This is a genomic window from Xenorhabdus vietnamensis (assembly GCF_002127535.1).
In the GTDB taxonomy this organism is placed as follows: domain Bacteria; phylum Pseudomonadota; class Gammaproteobacteria; order Enterobacterales; family Enterobacteriaceae; genus Xenorhabdus; species Xenorhabdus vietnamensis.
Window position 1 is genome coordinate 200,754 of record NZ_MUBJ01000002.1, and the last position, 23,059, is coordinate 223,812.

22 protein-coding genes and 3 pseudogenes are annotated in these 23,059 nt (G+C 40.9%); 13 read left to right on the top strand and 12 right to left on the bottom strand.

From position 1 onward, the window contains the following. Positions 1 to 68 precede the first annotated feature (68 nt). The 4 genes from Xvie_RS03050 to Xvie_RS03065 are packed head-to-tail and all read right to left on the bottom strand — an operon-like array spanning position 69 to position 2,650. Positions 69 to 812, bottom strand: a complete 744-nt coding sequence (locus Xvie_RS03050) for a metallophosphoesterase family protein (RefSeq protein WP_086107900.1) — start codon at positions 810 to 812, stop codon at positions 69 to 71. Continuing rightward, positions 809 to 1,507: a VUT family protein gene (locus Xvie_RS03055; protein ID WP_086107901.1), complete on the bottom strand. Its 699-nt coding sequence runs from the start codon at positions 1,505 to 1,507 to the stop codon at positions 809 to 811. The genes Xvie_RS03050 and Xvie_RS03055 overlap by 4 nt, the downstream gene beginning before the upstream one ends. Beyond that, a complete protein-coding gene (locus Xvie_RS03060) occupies positions 1,504 to 1,986 on the bottom strand; it encodes a hypothetical protein (protein ID WP_139838798.1) in 483 nt (160 codons plus the stop codon). Before Xvie_RS03060 ends, Xvie_RS03055 begins: the two co-directional genes overlap by 4 nt. 10 nt (positions 1,987 to 1,996) lie before the next feature. Next, positions 1,997 to 2,650, bottom strand: coding sequence for a helix-turn-helix domain-containing protein (locus Xvie_RS03065; RefSeq protein WP_086107903.1), 654 nt, complete (start codon positions 2,648 to 2,650; stop codon positions 1,997 to 1,999). A gap of 498 nt (positions 2,651 to 3,148) precedes the next feature. On the opposite strand from Xvie_RS03065, the gene aac(6') reads away from it, so the two are divergent. The 4 genes from aac(6') (at position 3,149) to Xvie_RS03085 (ending at position 7,708) form a co-directional block, all read left to right on the top strand. Continuing rightward, on the top strand, positions 3,149 to 3,604 hold the full coding sequence (gene aac(6'), locus Xvie_RS03070; protein ID WP_086107904.1) for an aminoglycoside 6'-N-acetyltransferase: 456 nt from the start codon (positions 3,149 to 3,151) through the stop codon (positions 3,602 to 3,604). 463 nt (positions 3,605 to 4,067) lie between these two features. Beyond that, positions 4,068 to 6,386, top strand: coding sequence for an FdhF/YdeP family oxidoreductase (locus Xvie_RS03075; protein WP_086107905.1), 2,319 nt, complete (start codon positions 4,068 to 4,070; stop codon positions 6,384 to 6,386). 544 nt (positions 6,387 to 6,930) lie between these two features. Next, positions 6,931 to 7,386, top strand: coding sequence for an STM2901 family protein (locus Xvie_RS03080; protein ID WP_086107906.1), 456 nt, complete (start codon positions 6,931 to 6,933; stop codon positions 7,384 to 7,386). A 1-nt stretch (position 7,387) separates the two neighbouring features. After that, positions 7,388 to 7,708, top strand: coding sequence for a DUF1493 family protein (locus Xvie_RS03085; RefSeq protein ID WP_086107907.1), 321 nt, complete (start codon positions 7,388 to 7,390; stop codon positions 7,706 to 7,708). Between the two features lie 300 nt (positions 7,709 to 8,008). Here Xvie_RS03085 and pyrB read toward each other — a convergent pair whose 3' ends face one another. The 4 genes and pseudogenes from pyrB to rtcR all read right to left on the bottom strand — a co-directional run bounded on the left by pyrB (position 8,009) and on the right by rtcR (position 12,477). Beyond that, the gene (gene pyrB, locus Xvie_RS03090) at positions 8,009 to 8,950 is read right to left on the bottom strand and encodes an aspartate carbamoyltransferase (RefSeq protein WP_086107908.1); all 942 of its coding nucleotides are present in this window, start codon (positions 8,948 to 8,950) and stop codon (positions 8,009 to 8,011) included. A 299-nt stretch (positions 8,951 to 9,249) separates the two neighbouring features. Continuing rightward, the gene (locus tag Xvie_RS03095) at positions 9,250 to 9,678 is read right to left on the bottom strand and encodes a carboxymuconolactone decarboxylase family protein (protein WP_086107909.1); all 429 of its coding nucleotides are present in this window, start codon (positions 9,676 to 9,678) and stop codon (positions 9,250 to 9,252) included. Between the two features lie 262 nt (positions 9,679 to 9,940). Next, a complete protein-coding gene (rnz, locus tag Xvie_RS03100; RefSeq protein WP_086107910.1) occupies positions 9,941 to 10,858 on the bottom strand; it encodes a ribonuclease Z in 918 nt (305 codons plus the stop codon). A 42-nt stretch (positions 10,859 to 10,900) separates the two neighbouring features. Beyond that, a pseudogene (gene rtcR, locus Xvie_RS03105) lies at positions 10,901 to 12,477 on the bottom strand (RNA repair transcriptional activator RtcR). Positions 12,478 to 13,507: 1,030 nt separating this feature from the next. Between rtcR and Xvie_RS03110 the strand changes: the two are divergent. Continuing rightward, entirely contained in the window at positions 13,508 to 14,596 is a 1,089-nt protein-coding gene (locus Xvie_RS03110; RefSeq protein WP_086108071.1) for a slipin family protein, read from the top strand. Positions 14,597 to 14,616: 20 nt separating this feature from the next. Continuing rightward, positions 14,617 to 15,843: an RtcB family protein gene (locus Xvie_RS03115; RefSeq protein ID WP_086108072.1), complete on the top strand. Its 1,227-nt coding sequence runs from the start codon at positions 14,617 to 14,619 to the stop codon at positions 15,841 to 15,843. 69 nt (positions 15,844 to 15,912) lie between these two features. On the opposite strand, the gene Xvie_RS03120 is transcribed toward Xvie_RS03115, so the two are convergent. Both Xvie_RS03120 and Xvie_RS03125 read right to left on the bottom strand, forming a co-directional pair. Continuing rightward, on the bottom strand, positions 15,913 to 16,305 hold the full coding sequence (locus tag Xvie_RS03120) for a type II toxin-antitoxin system VapC family toxin (RefSeq protein ID WP_086107911.1): 393 nt from the start codon (positions 16,303 to 16,305) through the stop codon (positions 15,913 to 15,915). Beyond that, a complete protein-coding gene (locus Xvie_RS03125) occupies positions 16,305 to 16,568 on the bottom strand; it encodes an antitoxin (protein ID WP_086107912.1) in 264 nt (87 codons plus the stop codon). The genes Xvie_RS03120 and Xvie_RS03125 overlap by 1 nt, the downstream gene beginning before the upstream one ends. Before the next feature lie 252 nt (positions 16,569 to 16,820). On the opposite strand from Xvie_RS03125, the pseudogene Xvie_RS03130 reads away from it, so the two are divergent. The 4 genes and pseudogenes from Xvie_RS03130 to Xvie_RS25085 all read left to right on the top strand — a co-directional run. Further along, positions 16,821 to 16,919, top strand: a pseudogene (locus Xvie_RS03130) (RNA 2'-phosphotransferase); the annotation flags it as partial. Between the two features lie 94 nt (positions 16,920 to 17,013). Next, on the top strand, positions 17,014 to 17,637 hold the full coding sequence (locus tag Xvie_RS03135; protein WP_086107913.1) for a LysE family translocator: 624 nt from the start codon (positions 17,014 to 17,016) through the stop codon (positions 17,635 to 17,637). A 188-nt stretch (positions 17,638 to 17,825) separates the two neighbouring features. Next, a pseudogene (locus Xvie_RS22460) lies at positions 17,826 to 17,959 on the top strand (IS1 family transposase); the annotation flags it as partial. After that, positions 17,956 to 18,165: a hypothetical protein gene (locus Xvie_RS25085; RefSeq protein WP_086107915.1), complete on the top strand. Its 210-nt coding sequence runs from the start codon at positions 17,956 to 17,958 to the stop codon at positions 18,163 to 18,165. The pseudogene Xvie_RS22460 and the gene Xvie_RS25085, both read left to right, overlap by 4 nt. 125 nt (positions 18,166 to 18,290) lie before the next feature. Here the strand turns inward: Xvie_RS25085 and argF are convergent, their stop codons facing one another. Next, positions 18,291 to 19,304: an ornithine carbamoyltransferase gene (argF, locus tag Xvie_RS03150; protein ID WP_086107916.1), complete on the bottom strand. Its 1,014-nt coding sequence runs from the start codon at positions 19,302 to 19,304 to the stop codon at positions 18,291 to 18,293. Between the two features lie 234 nt (positions 19,305 to 19,538). On the opposite strand from argF, the gene rraB reads away from it, so the two are divergent. Next, positions 19,539 to 19,964 (top strand): ribonuclease E inhibitor RraB, encoded by a 426-nt coding sequence (gene rraB / locus Xvie_RS03155; RefSeq protein ID WP_086107917.1) that lies wholly within the window; start codon positions 19,539 to 19,541, stop codon positions 19,962 to 19,964. Positions 19,965 to 20,057: 93 nt separating this feature from the next. Here the strand turns inward: rraB and Xvie_RS03160 are convergent, their stop codons facing one another. Further along, positions 20,058 to 20,561, bottom strand: coding sequence for a GNAT family N-acetyltransferase (locus Xvie_RS03160; RefSeq protein ID WP_086107918.1), 504 nt, complete (start codon positions 20,559 to 20,561; stop codon positions 20,058 to 20,060). Positions 20,562 to 20,810: 249 nt separating this feature from the next. On the opposite strand from Xvie_RS03160, the gene Xvie_RS21320 reads away from it, so the two are divergent. Then, positions 20,811 to 20,969, top strand: coding sequence for a hypothetical protein (locus Xvie_RS21320; RefSeq protein WP_167376227.1), 159 nt, complete (start codon positions 20,811 to 20,813; stop codon positions 20,967 to 20,969). A 337-nt stretch (positions 20,970 to 21,306) separates the two neighbouring features. Further along, the gene (locus Xvie_RS03165; protein ID WP_086107919.1) at positions 21,307 to 23,049 is read left to right on the top strand and encodes a type VI secretion system baseplate subunit TssF; all 1,743 of its coding nucleotides are present in this window, start codon (positions 21,307 to 21,309) and stop codon (positions 23,047 to 23,049) included. Positions 23,050 to 23,059 lie beyond the last annotated feature (10 nt).

A 23,059-nucleotide genomic window follows, 5' to 3' on the forward strand; every position in this document is an offset into this window, starting at 1 on the left:
AATAGCGGAATGAAAATGAACAAGTGCAGCTAATAGCGCTGCAACTTGAAAAATAGTGGGAATAAACCTTAATAAATACACGACGCTATAGATACATCAGATGAAAAATCTATTATGTTGAAACCAAAGCCTTTTGATATTTTGACGGTATCTATACCTGGTAGCCACTGGAATACAACAGCGGGAGCAACACAGGTTGTCATTGTATTATGATACCAAACACGTGCAGTATGAGCATGCCCGCTGCCGATGAACTTGACTTCATATTTCTCACAAAGAGCCAATAATTCTTTACCATTATTTAACATGCAGATATCTACAAGTGGTATACCCACAGGAATAGCATGGTGATGCATGAATATGGCGATATTAGCATTGCTATTTTTAATAATTTTTCTTTCTAATTCAGCTAAGTTAGTTTCGGATATAAAACCGAAATCTTCACCTTCAACAACAGTATCGACTGAAATAAAATGCCAGGATTTATTTTTATATTCGTGGGAATTGATAATATACTGGTTTTGTTCTTCTGAGAGAGCGATATCAAAGTTATTCTTGAGGTCATGATTACCCAATATCGCTATATAAGGTGTCTTTAGTGACTCCATTTTTTGCAAAAAGTATCTGTAGGCATCGACATCTCCATCATTTGCAATATCACCGGATACAATAATTAGCTCTATTTCAGTAAGTGTTTTTATTCTGCATATTTCATCACAAACAAAATCAAAATTTTCATAAGGATTTACATCAAACATTTTTTGATCGCGATTTCGGGTTAAATGTATGTCTGTTAAGTGAATAACTTTCATTTTTTATTACCTCTGAAAAGAAACGGATTGTATGATATGTTCCAATCGTAAGTATCAGTTGATTCTAATTTTTTTATTTTATCTGCTAAGAAAATGCCTATCGGTAGAAGAATGATGGACATGATAACTTTATAAAACCATGTTGTTGCGATTATGGTCACTAATTCATTAAAGCTGTATTTTGACGAGAGGCTTATAGGATATGCTGATAGTAGAAGAGCGGCTTGAGTAATCATTGAAGCAATGATATACCGGATGAAAAAAAATCGACCAAGAAAGACTTTTTTCAAGGTAGAGATCACAAACCCATTGATAAAATAAGCAATAGGTACAGAAGTCCACGTTCCTACCATCACTCGCCAGAACTCACCAAACAATGCTCTGAAATTCATTGATATTTGGTTGTTTTCTGGCTGTGCGTGCGATGCGGCGAAGATAATCATGACAAAAATTGATTGGCACAGCACTATTATCCAGACAGTGTTGACTCCTTGCCTATATCCATAAACTTCTGTCTGAATTGTTGATATTAGGAAATAAAAAGAGAATAAAATCCCACTGAATGTGATTTTAAAACCACCAAAGTCTAGAGTTTTATAGACGAGAACATCACAAGTCACCATTATTGTGACAGATAAAGCAACAAATAGGGAATCATATTTGAATTTTGTTTTATTGGAATAAGAGGAGGTCACTTTATTACCTTTAACTTCGTAGGGTTAGATGATTTTATTTTTTCTGCTCTTGAAATTTCATCAGAAATTTTTCTTCCGTCTTTTAAGCCAGACATATAGGCTATTCTTACAAGGCTTGTCGGATCTAATTTATCTACTATATCCTGATCTATAAGTAATTCTTTTCCACTTATTTCACGGCGATAATAAGCATTTTGTATTGTGAATGAAAGGTCTCGTCTCTCCTCTATTATTTCAAATTTCTGTTTTTCTCTCATATCATACTCTTCAAACTGGGTTATAAATATGATGTCAGCAGGGTTTATATTATATAATAATTCACTATCAAAAATATCTTCTACAGTGGCTTTTATACATGTATGAGTACCTAATTCTTTCAAAATATAAAATCCATTATCTTTTATTGGTTCGAATCTTTGTAAACTATATATATATCGAGGTTTAAATGTTTTTTTGAAAAAATCAATTATTTTACTCATGATAAACATCCTATTTTAATTTTTTAATTGATTTAATCACAACTCCAATTATTGTGTAATTATGAGTTAATATAGTTTTAGGTTCGCTTTCAATTCCTAATATCGAAAAATAAATTCCACTTTCACCTACAAAAACTTGTCTAAAACAAATAGGGGCATCTTTAATTTTGACGAGAACGACATCACTGTCACAAAAACTTTCGGTTTTAGAGACAATTGCAATCGTGTTGCTGTCGAAGTACGGGGATAATAGATTGTTTGAAAATTCTACTGCGAAAAGAGAGTGTTCATTATGACTATTAGTACTTATTTTGTATAAATTTAAATTAACTATTTTTCCGGCTATATAGCTATCCAAATCACCATAACGGACTAGCGATATTGTTGAAATAATTTCTTCATTTTCATTTGATTTATACAATTTATTGTCGGTAATTTCGCCAATATTTACACCGAATACATCAGCAATGGATAAAATAGTCGCGATAGTAGGATTTCCAACACCGCGTCTGAGGCTGTTGATAGTCGCAATTCCCAGACCTGTCAATTTGCTTAGAGTTTGCGGATCTATATTGTTTTTTTTCATCAAAAAATCAATATTTTGTGCAATATTGGATAACAGTGTATCAGATTCTGTTGTTTTTTTATTGTTCGATTCTTGCATTATATCATCTCTTTGATAATATATTATCGTGCGTTGATATTCATAACCTAATCTTATCTATTGGGGTTTGGTAATACAAGTGCTTAGCATCAGGGGAATTTAGCGTTAATGTTGGACACTAAGGAAGGGATATGAAAGAAAGGAATCATATCTGTATAGTGGAAAGTGTGATTTTTGTGTCGAAAAACAGTATCTTTACTCGTTATGTTCAAAATTTATCTACGGAACATAACGAGTAACTCATGTTAAAACTCAAAATATGAGGGGTTATTATGATGATTCCAGATAAAAATAATAGTCAGAGGTTTTATCAGATTGATTGATTAATGCTTATATTAATATTTAGTTATGTTATGATTTTTTATGAATATTAAGACATTAATAGCTACAAAGTTTTATTATTTAGATTCATTTTATTTTTTTGCAAATCTTTAATTATAATATTGGAATTATTTAGAAAATTCGCAAAAAAATCTGACCTAATTATTAAGAAATAACATGAATATCAATATATTAATTGAAGACCTTAATGAAAATAACCTGTCTGTATGGATAACATTGCGGGAGCAACTGTGGCCTCACCATACAAAGGAAGCCCATCAGGCCGATGGGGAAAGCATTATTTCTTCCCGTAACTTAGTGTCATTTATTGCACTAGATGAAGAGGGGAACGGGCTTGGCTTTGCGGATGCATCAATCAGACATGACTATGTAAATGGTTGTAACAGTAGCCCTGTAGTTTTTTTGGAAGGGATTTTTGTTTCTCCAACATATAGAAAATGCGGGATAGCTAAGATATTAGTGGATGAAGTGCAATCTTGGGGAATTAAAAAAGGGTGTAAGGAACTGGCATCTGATACCGGATTGGATAATGTTGTGTCGCAAAAGGCACACATTGGACTGGGATTTCAGATGACTGAAAAGGTCGTTTTCTTTAAAAAAGAATTAAATTAGTATGTTTAGCTAATTACTCTGTTGGTGTGACGTTTCTTTTATTTGAACTTCATACCACCATAAGAAAAACCTTTATCCCCGAATTAAAATAGAAGCCTTACTAACCGCCTGACCTCTGATATCGTATATTTGATCTCCATCATTCATTGTTGTTCTTCATTACCGTTATTCATGACCGTTACTAAACATCGTGAACAACGCTATCCACATGTATCATCCACGCAATAGTTCGGTTTTTTCGTTATATAACCACGGAATAATTACCATAATGGGTGGATAGGAGTATGATCATAAAGAAGTGGTCATTGCTTATTTTTGGGTTATATCGTGAAGCATGACTACTTAGTTCGCCCCTACGATTGCATCGGTGGTAAGCCGCCAATGGATGAAATCGGCGTTATTGGTTCACCTGCAAATCTGTGGTCAGCTCGTGTTGACCATGACATAAAAAATAGAGATTTTTATGAAATTCAAATCAAAAATAAAACCTTATCACGCGGCTGCTGGTGGTTGGGGTTCACTGGAGGCAACCACCCGCTTTGTCTTTGATAGTAAACAAGCACTGAAAAATATGGTTAACCTGATGCGCATGAACAAGCCCAAAGGCTTTGATTGCCCCGGATGCGCATGGGGAGATGACAACAAAAGCCTTTTTAGTTTTTGTGAAAATGGTGCCAAAGCAGTCACTTGGGAAGCGACTCGTCGGTACGTTGAACGAGAATTCTTCGCAACTCACAGCGTTAGTAAACTTTACCAACAAAGTGATTATTTCCTTGAATATCAAGGTCGTGTGGTTGAACCGATGAGTTATAACCCGCAAACGGATCATTATGAGCCGATTAGCTGGGACGATGCTTTTGCCCTGATTGCCCATCATATCAAGGCGATGGATAACCCCAATCAGCTTGAATTGTATACTTCAGGACGTGCCAGTAATGAGGCGTCATGGCTGTATCAATTGCTTGGCCGTGTGCTGGGAACAAATAATTTCCCTGATTGTTCCAATATGTGTCATGAAGCTAGCGGCTACGGTATGTTGCAAAGTTTGGGGGTTGGGAAAGGCACCATTCGGCTGCAAGATTTTGATCATGCTGATGCCATCTTTATTTTCGGTCAAAACCCCGGTACAAACCACCCACGAATGCTACATAGCTTACGGCATGCCGCTGAACATGGCGCTCGTATTGTCACATTTAATACTCTGCGTGAGCGCGGTTTGGAACGTTTCGCTGATCCACAAAAACCACTCGAAGTGATCACCCCAATGGCAGGGAAAATTAGCCATCGTTACTATCAGCCTAAACTTGGCGGAGATATGGCAGCGGTACGCGGGATTGTAAAGGCGCTTTTGGAAACTCATAACACTCTTCTGGCCGAAGGTAAGTCAGGTATTTTTGATCTGGAATTCATTTCAATTTACACCGAAGGATTGAGTGCTTACTTGCAGGAGGTCGCTGCAACCGAGTGGTCATTTATCGAAGATCAATCGGGATTGACTGAAACACAATTGCGCGAGGCAGCCAGTATTTATCAAAATGCTGAGCGCGTTATTTGCACTTGGGCAATGGGGATAACTCAGCATAAACACTCTTTGGTTACCGTGCGTGAAATCGTTAACCTTCAATTGCTTTTTGGTCAGTTGGGTAAACCCGGTGCGGGGCTTTGTCCGGTGCGTGGTCACAGTAATGTGCAGGGCAACCGGACAATGGGAATTAATGAGAAACCTGCCAAATCTTTTCTGGATAGCATGGCAGCCCATTTTGGTTTCGAGCCACCTCGTGCTCATGGTCATAATGTTGTGAAAGCGCTGAGTGCTATGCTGCGTGATGAAGTTAAGGTGTTGATCGCACTGGGTGGGAACCTTGCGGCAGCAGCTCCGGATAGCTTACGAACAGAAGAAGCTCTTAAGCACTGTGATTTGACCGTACACATCAGCACAAAATTAAATCGGAGTCATCTTGTTACCGGTAAAAAAGGCGCTCTTATCCTGCCGACATTAGGTCGTACCGAACGGGATATTCAGGCTACAGGATCACAATTTGTTACGGTAGAAGACTCTTTCAGTATGGTTCATGCCTCAGAAGGGGTGAACAAACCACTATTTGATACCCAACGTTCTGAGACCGCGATTGTTGCAGGCATTGCTAATGCGACAATAGGTAATACCGCGACAATTAACTGGCTGGAATTAGCAGGGGATTACAATAAAATTCGCGATCATATTGCAGCGACCATTCCAGGATTTGATGGCTTTAATACAAAATGCGAACACCCCGGTGGTTTCTATCTTGGCAATGCTGCGGCTGAATTACGTTTTGCTACACCAAGCAAAAAAGCTGAATTCAGCCATGCTCCGTTACCAAAAACACTATTCCCGCAAATTGAAGGTACTGAAGTTCCTTTCACGCTGCAGACTCTGCGTTCGCACGACCAATACAACACCACGATTTATGGATTGGATGATCGTTATCGCGGAGTTTATGGTCAACGGGAAGTGCTGTTTATGAATCCGGAAGATATTGCCCAATCGGGATATCAGGCTGGTGATCTGGTTGATATCGAAACAGTATGGAATGATGGTATCAAGCGTAAAGTATCGGGCTTCAAATTGGTTCCTTACACCATTCCACGCGGAAACCTTGCCGCTTACTATCCGGAAACCAACCCATTAGTACCAATGGAAAGTGTTGGTGATGGTACAGGCACTCCAACCTCAAAATCTGTACCAGTGAAATTATCCCTCATTGAACAAAAAGCGTCTGAACCTCAGCGTCTTGTATAAGGTATTTATGGTTTTAATTTCTGGTTAATAGTCAGAATTACGTCGATTTAGGCTCGGTTTTTGAAGATAATGATAAGATTTTCATCATTAAAAACCGAGCTAGTTAGCATACAGCCATAATCAATATTGTGGCATGATTATTATCTATTTTTCCTTCCTCAAAACAGGTGTCTAATTCAATAATTTGAAAAAATTTTGGAGTGGCAATTATATTTCATTAACAATGATAAAGAACTTATTTATTAAATTGTACCTCGTAATAAGTGCATACATAAAATTAATATGGGTTTAGTTTTTTTAAACAAAATATCAACGAAATTAAGGATTGGGTTGTGGAGTGTTCCGAATAAAATCATACTCAAGGTATTTAAAAGCTAATAAAACCTATAATTGATTGAACTTAATCTAATGAATTAAAATGCGAAGATATTTCCACGATGTTAGTATTTAATTATTCTAACAAATTTCAAAATTTGTGCTGAAAAACATCTTTGGCGAAGTATTCTTTGGAAATTTACTGAATTAAATAAATTTAATATAGCAAATGTATAATATTATAGATCCAGGAAATCATGTGAAGGATAAATATTATTTTGATGGTATGTATGTTGATAAGACTGAACTAATTTTTTGGCTTATTTTAGACGAATTTAGAAAACAGTTTACTGTTGTTGATGTAGTCGCTATTGCTTCTATGCTGGCGAGTCTACCAGTGTTAGACGCGCCTGGTAAGGCAGGAGGTGGTGCTACCAAAGGTACAAGCCCTCTTTCCGTTGCGAGCCGCAAACTCATTCGCCATAAGTTCAAAACAAGACGCAAAACCATTACATGGGGGCAACTGTTGAAAGGCAAGTGGGCTTATACGACCAGTCTTGCTACATTTGTTGGTCGTTGGCTTCCGTGGGTGGGAGCCGTGCTGACCGCTTATACTCTTGCTATTATAACCCGAAATGTTATACACCGTTATAAACTGATTGTTGGCTCAGGGGGGAATCATTAGTATGAACAAAGCTGATGGTGTTCGGACGCTTATAAAACAACATTTCTGGGATATGTCAGATGAGGATTCTTTAAGCACAGGCGACTATTGCGTTGTACCTGAAGATGCTTATGATTTTTTGGAGGAATACGCTGAGAAACTGAACGTGGATATGACCGGTTTTAATTTTCGCCGGTACTTTCCGAACACAGGGATTCTTTTTCTTCCTAATGCCATTCTCCCTCGTTATCTGCAAACGGATCATCACGATCCAGCACCTTTGACGGTTCAGATGCTGATAACATCCGCAGAAGCGGGTCATTGGCTTTATCCCGATAATTAATGTGTCAGTTTTGGGGCTTAATATCAAAAAATCTGTTCTGGTAGTGAAATATGCTTAAAATCACTATAATTCTTGTGCGAAATTCACTTCGAGTTAAAATAAGAAAAGCGCTTCAAATGCACATATATTTGAAATTAATTATTGAGATTTTAATTATTTCTCTTTGTTATATTTATTAACGTGATAGGAAACTTAGATAAGTAATAATAGGTTGAATAAATAAAATTCTTCTTGAATAAAATAATATTATGACTAAGGCGTAATTTCCTCAATCATAATATTAATGGCTGTTTATTCTTTTTAGTGAGCTATGACAACATCTTCATTCAACACCAGCGACAACAATGCCTGACGGGCAAAAATGCCATTCCCTGCTTGCTGGAAATAGTAAGCATATGGCGTCTTATCTACATCTACCGTGATTTCATCGATACGTGGCAGCGGATGCAGCACTTTCAGGTTCTCTTTGACATTGACCAGATCCGCTGCGTGCAGAACGAATTGAGCCTTGATATTGGCATATTCTGAAGGATCAAGACGTTCTTTCTGGACACGGGTCATGTACAGAATGTCCAGTTCAGGCAGGACATCTTCAAAATTATTGTGGAGGCTGTAACTTACCTGTTTTTCTTCCAGCATATGCAGAATATAGCTTGGCATCGCCAGTGCATCTGGGGCGATAAAACAGAAATGGTTGCCATTAAATTTTGCCAATGCTTGTGTCAGTGAGTGAACGGTACGGCCATATTTCAAATCACCGACCATGGCGATTTTCAGGTTTTCCAGTCTGCCCTGAGTTTCCTGAATAGTGAATAGATCGAGCAAAGTTTGGGTCGGATGTTGGTTTGCACCATCGCCGGCATTAATAATGGGGATATGACCGGAGAACTCAGAAGCCAGTCGTGCCGCACCTTCCTGTGGATGACGCATGACGATAGCATCGGCATATTGGCTGATGATAGAAATAGTGTCAGCCAGAGTTTCTCCCTTTTTACCCAATGAGGTGTTGCTACTGTCAGCAAAGCCAACTACGGAAGCACCAAGTCGCTGAATAGCGGTTTCAAAAGAGAGGCGGGTGCGGGTGGAGGCTTCAAAGAAGCAACTTGCAATCACCTTGTGTTTCAGTAATTCAGTCTGTGGATTGGCTTTCAATGCAGCGGCCGTTTGCAATACCAGTTCCAGATCTGCGCGGCTCAGATCATTAATTGAAATGATATGCTTGCGATATAACGGGTTAGCCATGTTTATGTTCCTCTTTTATGACTTCTAGCCTTGAACTGGGTAGGCAAAAAAAAGCCCCTCAATTGAGGGGCTTTTTAAATGTTCGGTTAAGTAATGGGAAAAACAATGCGCTTACGCTGCCAGCAGACAGTGTTTTGTTAGTTTGATGTTTTTTAACAACCTTTACGGCGTAATCTTTCATGTTTTCTCCCAGCAAATCGTCGCGCATTATACTCACGATAGCATTCACCGCAAGGCTTACGGGAAGAAATTTCTGTTTTCATTAACTGTCAGATTTAATGGCCGGAATAATGATATGATTATTCGTCTCTATCACCCAAACTGACAGCCATTCTATTGAAAGCATTTATGAGGGAAATAGCAGCGGTTAGATCAACAATCTCTTTTTCTGTAAAAACAGCATCAAGACGCTCTTTTATTTTATCCAGCGTGTTTTGCTTAAGATCTGTTGTTAAAGCTTCACACCATTCTAATGCTAGTTTCTCTTTTGGGCTGTAGATATTGGAATTGAACCACGCGGGCAATTTATCCAGTTTTACTTGTTCTATGCCATGATCTTTGCGGATTGCTTCAGCATGAAGATGACAACAATAAGCACAACCATTTATTTGGGATACCCGTGTTTCTACCAGTAAAATAAGTTCTTGATCCAGTTCAGAAGTGTGGATTTCTTCGTAGCTTTTATATAACGGATTAATAATCCTAGGTGAAACTTTTGCGTAATTCATTATTATCTCTCTGGAGTTTTTATTTTTGTTGCAGGGTGTTAACTATATAAACAACTAATATAAAAATAGTTCTGCCGGAATGCTTTTGAGAGGTACTTCTCGGAAAATATTATATATCAGAATTGATACTGATATTTATACAGATATCACGTTTATCCTCTTTATTTTCCAAGTTGCCGCTTTGTTAGCTATGCTGCAACTTGAAATCTATTACTTGAATCCTACTGGTTCATCTCCTTCTTCTTTATTTTCTTGTGAGAAGTTATTTAACTTTAAATACCGCAAAATCTTCGGCCAGATCGGTATTCGGGAATATTTCCTGGCATTCCTCCAATAATCGTGGACAATCTTCTATACTATAGCGTCCGCTGATATGTGTGGCGATAAAGTGTTTTACCTTGGCATCACGCGCGAGTGTTGCGGCTTGTTTGGTGGTGGAGTGCCCGCGCTCATTGGCTTTCGCTGCAAATGCATCTTCCAGCGTGATTTCATGCACCATCACATCAACATTGGCAGCCAGTTTTAGTGCTTCGGGAGTCGGCTCCGTATCCCCGAAAATGGCCAACGATTTTCCACGGATCGGGGTGCCTAAATAGTCTTTACCGCAAATTGTACGGCCATCTTCCAGTGTCACCGTTCCGCCTTGTTTTAAGGCCTGCATCCACGGGCCACGGGGAATACTATCCTGATTCAATTTTTGCGCATCAAGTGCGCCGGGTTTATCGTGTTCTTCAATGCGATAACCATAACATTCCACGCGATGATTCAGGGAATAAGCCGTGACTTTGAATTCACCATCATCAAACAATTGTCCGGGCTGGACTTCGATGATTTCCAGCGGATAGGTCAGGAAAGAACTACTCAGTTGCAATGTGGTTTCCACAAACTGACGTATGCCGGTCGGCCCATATAAAGTGAGGGGATCAGTGGAACCGCCCATTGAACGGCTGCACAATAAACCGGGCAAGCCGAAAATATGATCACCATGCAGATGAGTAATAAAAATTTTCTCCAGTTTGGGTATCTTGACGGGGGAATGGAGAATTTGGTGTTGGGTTCCCTCTCCGCAATCAAACATCCACAGTGCGTTGCGGATGCCTTGTAAATCGAGGATCAGGCTGGTGACATTGCGTTCTTTTGTGGGAATGCCTGCGCTGGTACCTAAAAATTTCAGTTCCATGTTGTTGTTCTCCTAACTGTTGTTCTAATGTTTGATGTCGTTCTAATAATGTTGAGTGTTCTCCCAATCCAGACCGAATCGGGCTAGGTACTTGCGTAATCTGTCAGCATCATTGGGCTGTTTTTTCTGTTGACGGGAAACGGCAAATAGCTTGCGACCTGCTTCTGATAAGCTGCTGGATTCACGACATATTTTAATCACCGTTTCTAATTGTTGGCGGTCAAACAGATCAATTTCCGGCAGAGTATTTGGCAGCAGGAAAACGTGATCCTCGACGCGCCAGTTTTGTTTAAGTCGCGTGATTTCCTCTTCAACCAAAAGTTGGTTGATACGCCCATTTTCGGCGAACGTCGCCATCCGTGCGACGGAAGCACTGAGTTCGCGAAAATTCCCTCGCCACTGAGCTTGTTCTGAACAGGCAAAATGCAGGTAAATCTGCCGTGCTTCTTTATCAAAGCGAACTTGTGTTTGCTGCATTTGTGCATAACGAGCAAGTTCATAATCTATGTTCGGCTCGATATCTTCACGACGTTGTGCCAGACCGGGCAGTTGATAAGTCCACATATTGATACGGGCATAGAGATCTTCGCGGAGTTTCCCCTGAGCGACCCAATCTCGTAAATCACGGTGTGTACCGGCAATCAATTGAAAATCACTGCGTATTTCCTTATCAGATCCATAAGGCAGAAAACTCTTTTCTTCAATCGCTTTCAGCAGCATTGCTTGCTCATCCAACCCCAGTTCAGCCACTTCGTCAAGAAACAAAATGCCGCCATCGGCTTCACAAAGAAGCCCGTTTCGTGGCTGAATGGCTCCTGTAAATGCCCCTTTGACATGTCCGAACAGGGTAGACATCGCGTTATCACCGCGCAGAGTGGCACAGTTCACCTCTACAAATCGTCCTGCGATTAAATGACGCGATTGCCGTAATTGATAGATTCGGCGGGCGAGAAAGGATTTACCTGCACCAGTCGGCCCCGTTGCAAAATTGGCGCAGTAGAGCGTAAAGCGACACGTTCCACTTGATCGATCAGGCGGTTGAAATTGGTATTGCGTGTGGCAATACCTGATTTCAAGAATGCGACCTGCTCCTGTTGTTCGCGCTGAAAGCGGCTAGTCAGGGTGGTATAGCGGCTGAGGTCTAAATCGATAATCGTATAAACGCCGGCGGAATGGCTCTCATCTCCTTCATTTTTGGGTGATGTCTGGAGCAATTGGGCAGGCAGGTAACGGGCTTCAGTCAACAGGAACCAACAAATTTGCGCAACGTGGGTGCCGGTTGTGATATGTACCAGATATTCTTCGTTTTCAGTGTCGAATGGATAACGAACGGCAAAATCCAGTAGAGCAGTATAAACTTCTTCAAAATCCCATGGGTCTTCAATTTGTATCTCGTTCAATACCACTTTGGTCTGTGGTGAAACTTGAGCAATATCCTCTTTAACTCTCTCCGCCAAAACGTAGTCATTGGTTTGATAGAGCAATTCCAGCTTATCAATCGGCAACTCTGGCTGTTGACACATCCCAACCGTAGGACGCCATTTTGTCCAGCGATTGGCCTTTTTACCCCGTCTATCTAACTTTGTACCCAATACACCAATGGCGATTCTGCGTTTCATTATCTTCTCTGTGTTCTTATTTAAATTTATAAATAGCGATACAAAAAGATAAGAAATTTGAACTGCAAAAACAATCACCAAAAACAGTAGAAAATAAAAACAGTTGTTTTTCAGATAGATAAAAAATATTTCTGCTTTTTACCAAAGTTGGCACGCAATTGGCAATAACTAGAGTGTCAACACATTGAAATAGTACGGATTCGAAGTCCGGCCGGTGCATGGGTGATGGCATAAGGTCATTACGCTACATGTATTCCGTCAATGAAAGACAATTGACGAACAACATTAGGGTTACTTTGGGTTCGAGTCCCAAGTTCGAAACTTAAATGAGTCTTTTACTTTCCCAGTAAAACACACTGTAACAACAGAAAAATAAAAAAGTGGTTGTCTGTTGAAAGCCACCATTTTGAAGACTCGGCAGATGCAGCTGGGCCAAGGGCAGGATACTGAGCTACTGCAGTTTAAGTACCGATGTATTCATCCCTTAGTTTCGCTCTGATGCCCAGTTTTCAGAATGAAAGAATAATGAAAAAGGAAAATAACAATGATGAAAAAAATCAAAATATTGCAGGGACAAATTGGTTTATTGGCTAAAGAAGGCGAATACCAACAACTTTTGACCGTCGGTGATTATCGTTTCTATAACTGGTTTAACAAACTGAAATTGACGGTTTTTGAACTGGGAGGCTGCGAAATTGAAACCAAGTTGGCAGAACACTTGCGCCAGTATCATACCAATTGGGTTGAGCAATATTGCGACAATATCCAGCTTTCTGAAGATGAAATGGGATTGCTGTATGAACATGATTTATTGGTAGAAATTATACCTCCTGCAACACGCCGTTTGTATTGGAAAAACGGTGGCCAGCGCCGAATTGAAATTCTCAAAACGAGAGAACAGGCGATAGCTCCTGAGTTATTGGCTTTATTTCAGCCGTCAAAGGCACGCAAACGCAATATAAAAGGATTGGACAGTGTGCTGCTTGTCCAAATTCCGGCATGGCATATCGGCATTTTGAGCATTGATAGTATGGCCCAGCAGTTATTGCAACCAGGGCTACAAGGTTACTGGCGTTTTGGACACGATGTTGGCGTTGAAATCATTGATACCCGCTCACAAGAGAAAGTTGAAGAAGATTTGGCTGAGCATATACGTCAACACCATAGTGATTGGGTAGAGCGGTATTGCGATGGTATTCAGATTGCAGATGATGAGATGGGGTTGCTGTATGAACATGATGTTTTAGTTGAAATTTTATCCCCTGCAACCCGTTGCTTATATTGGAAAAATGGTAAACCGCGTCGTATTGAGGTGCTTAAAGCCTCAGAACTGGAAGTTTCACCTGAATTGGTTGCACTGTTGACTACTTCCGTGTCGCGTAAACGTAGCGTGAAAGGGTTGGAGAGCGTTTTGATAGCCCAAATTCCGGCTTGGCATGTTGGAATTTTAAAAGTAGATGGTGTGGCGCAGGAATTATTACAGTCAAGTTTAAAAGGTTACTGGCGGATTGGACATGACGTTACCGTTGAGATCGTTGATACCCGTTTACAGGCGTTGGAAGTTGGCGGACAAGAAATATTGACACGGGATAAAGTCAATTTACGTATTAATTTATCGGCTAATTGGCGTTATCACGATGTGATGATGGCTTATGAGCAACTTAGTGAGCCAGTGGCATACCTGTATCGCGAACTGCAATTTGTTCTTAGAGAAGTGGTGGGAACCCGTTCTTTGGATGAGCTTTTGGAAAATAAACAAATTATCGATGAACTGGTCAGCAAGAAAATCCAGCAAGTGACAGAAGATTTTGGTCTGGAAGTGGCATCCTTGGGGGTAAAAGACATTATTTTACCCGGTGATATGAAGGCCATTCTGTCCCAGGTCGTTGAAGCAGAAAAATCTGCTCAAGCCAATGTGATCCGACGTCGGGAAGAAACAGCGGCGACTCGCTCACTGTTGAATACAGCAAAAGTGATGGAAAACAACCCAATTGCTTTACGTTTGAAAGAATTAGAAACATTGGAAAGCATTGCGGAACGTATTAATCAAATTTCAGTATATGGCGGTTTAGATCAGGTGTTAAACGGGCTGGTAAAAATCAAAGGAGAACAATTGTGACAACAACTATGGCAACAAAAATGACAACCAACACTTATAACTTATTGACGCAAGAGAATGGTGCGCCGATAAAAATGTGGACGAATGGAGTACCTGTTGATCCCAAAGCCATTACCCAATTGCAGAATACGGCCAAGATGCCTTTTATTTTCAAACATCTGGCGGTAATGCCGGATGTTCATGTCGGTAAAGGTTCCACCATCGGTAGCGTGATCCCGACACACGGCGCCATTATTCCAGCTGCGGTTGGAGTGGATATCGGTTGTGGAATGATTGCAGTGCGTACTTCGCTGATGGCATCTGATTTACCGGATAGCCTGTTGAATATCCGTCATGCCATCGAAGCGGCTGTGCCGCATGGGCGTACCGTAAACCGCGGAGGCCGTGATAAAGGTTCTTGGTATAAAGCGCCAGAGATTGTGGATCAACACTGGGCGACATTGGCGGATGGGTTTAAGTGTATAACTGATAAATACCCGAAACTATTGAACACCAATAACCATCAGCATTTAGGAACACTGGGAACGGGGAACCATTTTATCGAGTTGTGCCTTGATGAAGCCGATCGCATTTGGGTGATGCTGCATAGTGGTTCCCGTGGTGTGGGTAATGCTATTGGTAATTTATTTATCACACTGGCGCAGAAAGATATGCAACAGCATATCACTAACCTGCCAGATCGCGATTTGGCGTATTTTGAGGAAGGCAGTCGTTATTTTGACGATTACATGGAAGCGGTAGGTTGGGCACAGGATTACGCCCGTCAGAATCGAGAAGTGATGATGCACCGAGTGCTTGAAGCATTGTCACGTGAGATCCCAAAACCTTTTGCGACACAGCAGGAAGCCGTGAATTGCCATCATAACTATGTACAGCGTGAGCAGCATTACGGTGAAGAAGTTTTGGTAACACGTAAAGGTGCGGTATCTGCCCGTAAAGGTCAGATGGGGATCATTCCTGGTTCAATGGGAGCGAAAAGCTATATCGTTCGCGGTCTTGGAAACGAAGAAAGTTTTTGTTCGTGTAGTCATGGCGCTGGCCGAGTAATGAGCCGTACCGAGGCGAAAAAACGCTTCACCGTGAGCGACCAAAAACGTGCAACTGCCCATGTGGAATGCCGTAAAGACAGCGATGTGATCGATGAAATCCCGATGGCATACAAAGATATTGATGCTGTGATGGAAGCGCAGTCATCGCTGGTGGAAATTGTGCATACCTTGCGTCAGGTGGTGTGCGTAAAAGGATAAGAGTCAAAATAGCATTACCCGTTAGGGCTTGGATAGGCAGTCGGTTAAGTGGGACTGTGGTCCCACTTGTCAATATTTGTTCCAGTCTTCAATATTTAGACTATTAACCATCCCAAATGCAGAATCACTGGTAACAATCGTCAGTTTTTTACTCAGGGCGTGAGCAGCAATCATCTGATCCATCGTGCCCATAACACGACCAGTTTGTTCCATACTGGCACGGAGTTCGCCATAAGTTTTTGCCGCGTCTTTGTCCCAATCGTAAACAGTGATCGAATCAATAAACATGTTAACAATATTTTCCAGTTCCTTGTTTTGTCGTTTGGCAACACCGTAGCGCAATTCAGCCTCAGTAATACTAGATATGCATATTCTTGATGGTGACACAATGCGTAATTTGGCGGTTACCGCTGGATTCTTCCGAAAAATATAACTGACCGTGTTTGTATCCAACATGTACATTAAAGCATTCCTTCAAATGGATCGCGTTCTGTTATGTCCTGATTGCGTTCATTGGTATCTAAAAAATCATTTGGAACAGAGAAATTATTTAACATATTGAAGAATAAATCCCAGTCATCACGCTTAGATTTGTTTTTTGACAATATGACATCCCCATTTGTATCTTGGCGGATATAAACTCTATCAGTATCAAATTCAAACATGACAGGTAATCTAATGGCTTGATTACGTCCATTCTTGAAAATTTTCACGACCTTTTCCATCACTCCCTCCTAAATAAAAATATTTAGCATATGTCAAAGCATATGCTTAAGTCTGGCATATGTCAAAGCATAGGTAAGATGTAGTTTTAACCACACAATTAAAAATTGAACATGATGATCTGCTGCGAATTAAACAGTCAGTAAATGAGGCAGAATACGGCCTGTGTAAAGAGAGGATTCACGCTTTTATCGAATCAGAGTTGGATGCAGTGTTGAATCTAATATAAGGAATTCAAATCAGCAGGTAAAAACATGGATCAAATCGATATTAAAATCAGTAAGTTTTTAAGTTATGTATTGCGCCACCAGCCGGAATCTATTGGCTTGGCCTTGGATAATGAAAGATGGGCAGATAACGGAGTTTGGTTGACAAAAACCGTGCCAGTTGGATATATGTGTGTCATTTAGCATTCTCGGCAAGCTTATTTTAGCTTTGGAGATAAACATGACAGTCATGGATTCCCTGCTTGCATTTACTGTAGCGGCTACATTGCTTACCTTGACTCCAGGTCTGGATACCGCGTTGATTTTGCGAACTGCCACGGCGGAAGGCGGCAAAAAAGCCTTTCAAGCCGCCCTTGGTATTAATGCGGGGTGTTTTATCTGGGGGGCAATGGTGGCATTCGGCCTTGGTACATTGATTGCGGTATCAGAACTGGCGTTCAATATCTTAAAATGGTGTGGTGCAGTGTATTTATGCTGGCTGGGAATTCAAATGATCTGGAATCCTAAAAAGGATCTTGGAGGAGAGAACTCCTCCTCTGTAAAAAGCCAGAATTGGTTTATCAGAGGTATGTTGGGGAATGTTCTTAATCCGAAAATGGGTGTGTTTTATGTTTCATTCCTGCCTCAATTTATTCCCCAAGGGCATTCCCCCATTTTATGGACATTCAGCTTAGTGGCGATCCATGTATTGCTTGGCACATTGTGGTCATTGTCACTGATTTATGCCACACGCCCCCTTTCCCATATATTACGCCGTGAAAATGTCATTAAATGGATGAATCGCGCGACAGGCGGATTATTTTTGTTTTTTGCGTTTAAATTAGTGATGAGTAGTAGGCGATGATTTTTTGCACGTTATGGCAGGTATGACACATAGTAGATATTATACGATCTGGTCGGCTAGGCTTTTTCTTTTGGGTCATGACTCCGAAGCGTTAATTTTATATTCTTGTGTTTTTTAGTGGAGCCATCCTATGACTGTGACGATAGAGGTTGTTTGCCGATATTGTGGTCAAACCGAACCTGTACGGGCATAATCTCAATCTGCGTATTAATATTAAACGATTGGCAAGAAAAACAATTTGTTACTCACGTTGATAGAAATTCATGAAAAACTGATTGGCGCCTATATTGAAAAACATCATTATAACGCTTTGGAGTCATGATCAGATTTTTTAAACAAGATTTGAGATATATAGGGCGGGTCGATAATAGAATTCGTGTCAGAAATATGGATGGCATGTCAACGCCAAGTTTTAATCGGTATATATCAGACCCTAATAGGCATGTTATTCTCGGATATTGTTTTGGGCGTAATGATGAAGCACTGAGATATTATCGGAATTTAAAACCTGTAACGAGTTATGTGTAGTAGTTTAGTCCTAACCTTTATTTGGTAATGGATCATGGTTTAACACTGGGCATTTACGGTATTGTAAATGTCCAGTGAGAATATTAACGAAGATATTAAGTTCAGATTTGAACTACTACAATGAATTACAAATCCAGGTTTTCCACCAACGTTGCCACCATCACCGCCTTAATGGTATGCATTCGGTTTTCAGCCTGATCAAACACAATGCTGTGTTTTGACTCAAACACTTCATTGGTGACTTCCAGACCACCATATAAATTAAATTCCTCTGCCAGTTGCTGACCAAGCGTCGTTTTTTCGTCGTGAAAAGCAGGCAGGCAATGTAAGAATTTTACTTCTGGATTTCCGGTCAGCTTCACAACATCCATATTGACTTGATAGGGTTTCAGCAAAGCAATCCTCTCTTGCCAGACCGATTTTGGTTCTCCCATAGATACCCAAACATCGGTATATAGAAAATCAGCCTCTTTTACACCTTGTGCAATATCTTCTGTCAAAGTGATCTGACCGCCAGTTTTCTCTGCGTGTTTTTGGCATTCTGCAACTAGGTTTTCGTCAGGCCAGCACACTTTTGGCGCGATCAAACGGAGATCCATGCCCGTCAATGCAGTAGCTTCCAGCATAGTGTTGCCCATGTTATTGCGAGCATCGCCCAAATAGGCAAATTTAATTTCAGACAGAGGTTTTTGGCTGTGTTCCTGCATCGTCAGTAAATCAGCCAAAAGTTGGGTTGGGTGGAATTCATCAGTCAGGCCATTCCACACCGGAACGCCCGCGTATTGCGCCAACGTTTCGACAATTTGCTGACCATACCCACGGTATTGGATGCCATCATATAAACGCCCCAGTACCCGTGCGGTATCTTTGATGGATTCTTTGTGTCCGATCTGGCTGCCACTTGAGCCTAAATAGGTCACATTGGCACCTTGATCATGGGCTGCGACTTCAAATGCACAACGTGTACGGGTGGAGTCTTTTTCAAAGATCAGGGCAATATTTTTCCCTGTGAGTAAGGGAGACTCTGAACCTGATTTTTTATTCGCTTTTAATTCATGAGACAGAGTTAAAAGAGTATTAATTTCTGTCGGGGTAATATCAAGTAATCTTAGTAACGGGCGCTTGAAAAATGGGTTCATTATGCATTGTCTCCATCAGTGCTATATTGAATTTATATTCACTATATATCGATAAAAAATCTAATTACAAGCCCCCGTGCTCAATGTTTATAAGAGTAAAAGTATTAAGACTGGTTATAGATCAGTCGCTTACGGTTTGCATTTCTTCTTAAACAAAATTGGATAGATATATCCTTTGTACATAAAAGATGGGAGAATGCAAAACAGGATAGCCAACTGACGGAGGGGATTGGCATGGCAGACCCGCATGCTTTAGAAGAACGGCGTGAAGAAACTCGCTTGATCATCGAAGAACTATTGGAAGATGGCAGCGATCCTGAAGCGCTTTATATTATTGAACACCACTTTTCAGCGGAAGACTTCGATCAATTGGAAAAAGCTGCACTTGAAGCGTTCAAGTTAGGTTATGAAGTCACGGATGCAGAAGAACTGGAAACAGAAGATCGTGTTGTCTTGATGTGTTGCGATGTGATCAGCGAAAGCCGTTTGGAGGCAGAACTGATCGACGCACAGGTTGAGCAATTGATGGATCTGGCTGAAAAGATCGGTATAAATTACGACGGCTGGGGAACGTACTTTGAAGATCCGGATGCGCCAGATGATGAAGACGACGAAGGTGATCTCTTTCCCCCAGAGGAAGATGAACCCAAACTTCATTAAGGCCTTTTGAAAATAGCATCAAAGCCAAATGCCCCACTGGATCCGTGGGGCAGGTTTATTGATGACCATTGCCATTATAGTAGTTTGATGGCGTTATAGTGTCTTGATCATCCTGACTTCACAGTCGCTGTGGCCTGTATTGCCAAGTGGCTCATCAAGATAGCTGAACCCCAGCTTTTCATACAGAGCAATGGCCGCTTTCAAGTTCTCCGTCGTTTCCAGATAACAGCGTTTAAAACCTTGTACTGTACCGAATTCGAGAGATTGCTGTACGATTTGCTTGGCTACACCTTTTCCCCGCAGTGCTGATGAAAGGTACATTTTTTGTAATTCGCAGATATCAATATCACCACCAGCCAGCGGAGCAACACCGCCACCGCCAACGATTTCGCCATTCATTTCAACAACCCAGTAAGCACTGCGTGGCTGGCTGTAAACTTCGTACAGGGTATCCAGAATCGGATCAGCAACGGCAAAACCTTTGTCTGCGGTTAAACCATGCTCGGCAGATACTTCACGGATCACCGCAGCAATGCCTGAGTTATCTTGTTGGGTAATGGGGCGAATAACGTAGTTGTGTGTTGTTTTTGCTGTCATTATTTCCTCTTTATACTTTTACTGATATAGAGAAGAGGAATAATACAGCATGAAATATATTGAGTTAATCAACAATTAATCAGATAACTATAAGAGCGCGATCCTACAGCAGATTACCGACAAGGTGTTATTTTTTTATACGGCATTTTAATCGCTATTAGCCTGATTGGTCATGAGTCCAAACGTTAGTCTAGGCAATATCATCTCAATATCAGTAAGAGACGCAGCCTGTTCCGTGAACAATGCGGTATGACCTTTTCAATCGGTGCGATTTCCGAAGCGCAGGTGTGGCTCAGCACGATGCTGACACCGTTACATCAGGCTATCAGCACACACCTGAAACAATCGGCGGTCATCCATATTGATGTAATACCTCCAATAGTTAGATTCCCCTATCGTGTATTTTAAGCTTTTCATGGAAAATGCATTAATTCATCAAATTGGTTTATTAATTTTAAATAATAATACTTAGTAACATTAATGTTTATGCGATGAATAAATGGGAATAAAGGAACAATATGTTCGCTATTTTTTGTTTTGACATACACCCGACAGCGTATATATTAAGCGGTTTTTTTAATTCATAAAAATTGATAAATATTTTCTACTTACCTGAAATTGATAAATTAAACATATACCGTATGTATTTCAGGATGCCAACAACGCTGCAACTTGAAGGACAGGTATAAATGCAAAGTGGTCATTCTCACAACATGCCACTTTCTTTAAGTAAAAGGAGTTAGTTGTGAAATCGTTTGAATATTATTATCAATGGGAACTTGATTACTTAAGGCAACTTGCGAAATCTGCGCGTGAAGATAAATCACATCTTGAGGATGTACTCAGTGGCAGGGATCCTGATGCTGAAAGGGTTAATGAGGGCTTTGCTGCTTTAATGGCCCGTTTGAGTCAGAAAGTCGATGATGCCTTCCCTGAATTGACTCAGCCGTTACTGCAAAAATTACGGGCACAGTCGATCAAAGGTATTCCTGCGACCAGCATTATTCAGTTTGGCAGTGGCGTGCAGGGGGATTTTGCTTTTTCCATACCGGCAGGAACAGAAGTTCATACTCATCATCGACAGCCATTTGTTACTTGCCGAGAATGTCCTATTGAACCTTTGATATTAGTGTCACGTGATATCACTCATCAGGTACAGACAACGAAAATCACCTTAAAATTCCGCTATATTGGTAAGGAAGAAGAGTGGCTGACCCAACCGATTAATTTGTTCCTGAGCAGTGATGAGCAGGTTGCTGATGCCTTGATGCTGGGGCTGACTCAATATTATGATGGTGCTGAACTGTATCACGATGGGCAGGTGTATAAAGCACACGGAGATCGGTTTGAACCGCGCTCAGGTGCTTCCCGATTGGTTTTGTCATCTGCGGTAGGGGATAACTGGGCACCACAATTGTTAGTTGAGTCTCTTTATCTGCCACATGTTAACCAATTTTTGAATTTACCTCTGCCGACAATGGCAAAGCGATTGAAACTGACAAAACAGCGTGAATTCAGTGTCGTTCTAACTTTGAATACAGTATTGCCGTTGTCAGCAGCTCAAATAAAGTCTGCATTCCAGCTTCATTGTACGCCTGTGGTTAATATGGCGCGTAACAGTCAGGTGACACTTCCTTTTATACCAGAAACAGCGCGCTATCGCTTACCCCTCATGCCGACTCAGGGTGTTTTGCATATTGTAGGTATTGAACTGAAAAATGAGCCAAACACAGAAGAGGAAAGACGCGGGGATGAATACCTGTTTTATCCGGTTAGTCTCCTGACAGGTATGGAACGTTATCATCCAGAGTACGACAAGGCTTGGTTCTATGCGCTTGAAGTCAGTAAAGATGCGCTGGGCAGAATACAGTACGAGCTGATTTTCTATGACAGCAAAGCGGAGTTAATGTGTAAACCACCTGAGCGTGAATTCATTTGCCATTTTTATGGCTTTGAACAATATCAGGCACCTCTTGTACTGGGCGAGATCTGCCAGACAGGAGAAAATGTTCCCGAAGTTTTTCAATTAAAAAATATCACTCTCACTTCACAAACTTATCCTCCGATTGTTGATAGCCATCGTCATTGGGATTTGTTGTCACATTATTCTGTCGGCAGCCATTTATTGGAAATGAGCGCGTCAGTCAAACAGCTACTACAGGATTTTGACCTGTATGCAGATATCGATCGCGCCTCCAGTCGAAATATCCGGTGCATGATCGGGGGGATCGCCAATATAGAGGCAAAATGGGGTGACAGAATAATCCGGGACAGGCCTGTTCGCTGCCTGCTGGTTACCCTGATACTGGATGAAACTGCTTATACCGATGCCGGCGAAATGTATCGATTCGCCAATTCACTGTACCAATTCTTCCCGTTCTGCCTTGCCCAAGGGACATGGCTGCGAATGCGTGTGCTCAGCCAACCTTCAGAGACGGAATGGTATCTGTCACCTTCAATGATTCAAGGTTATCGCTCAATTATGTAAGGAGTTTCTG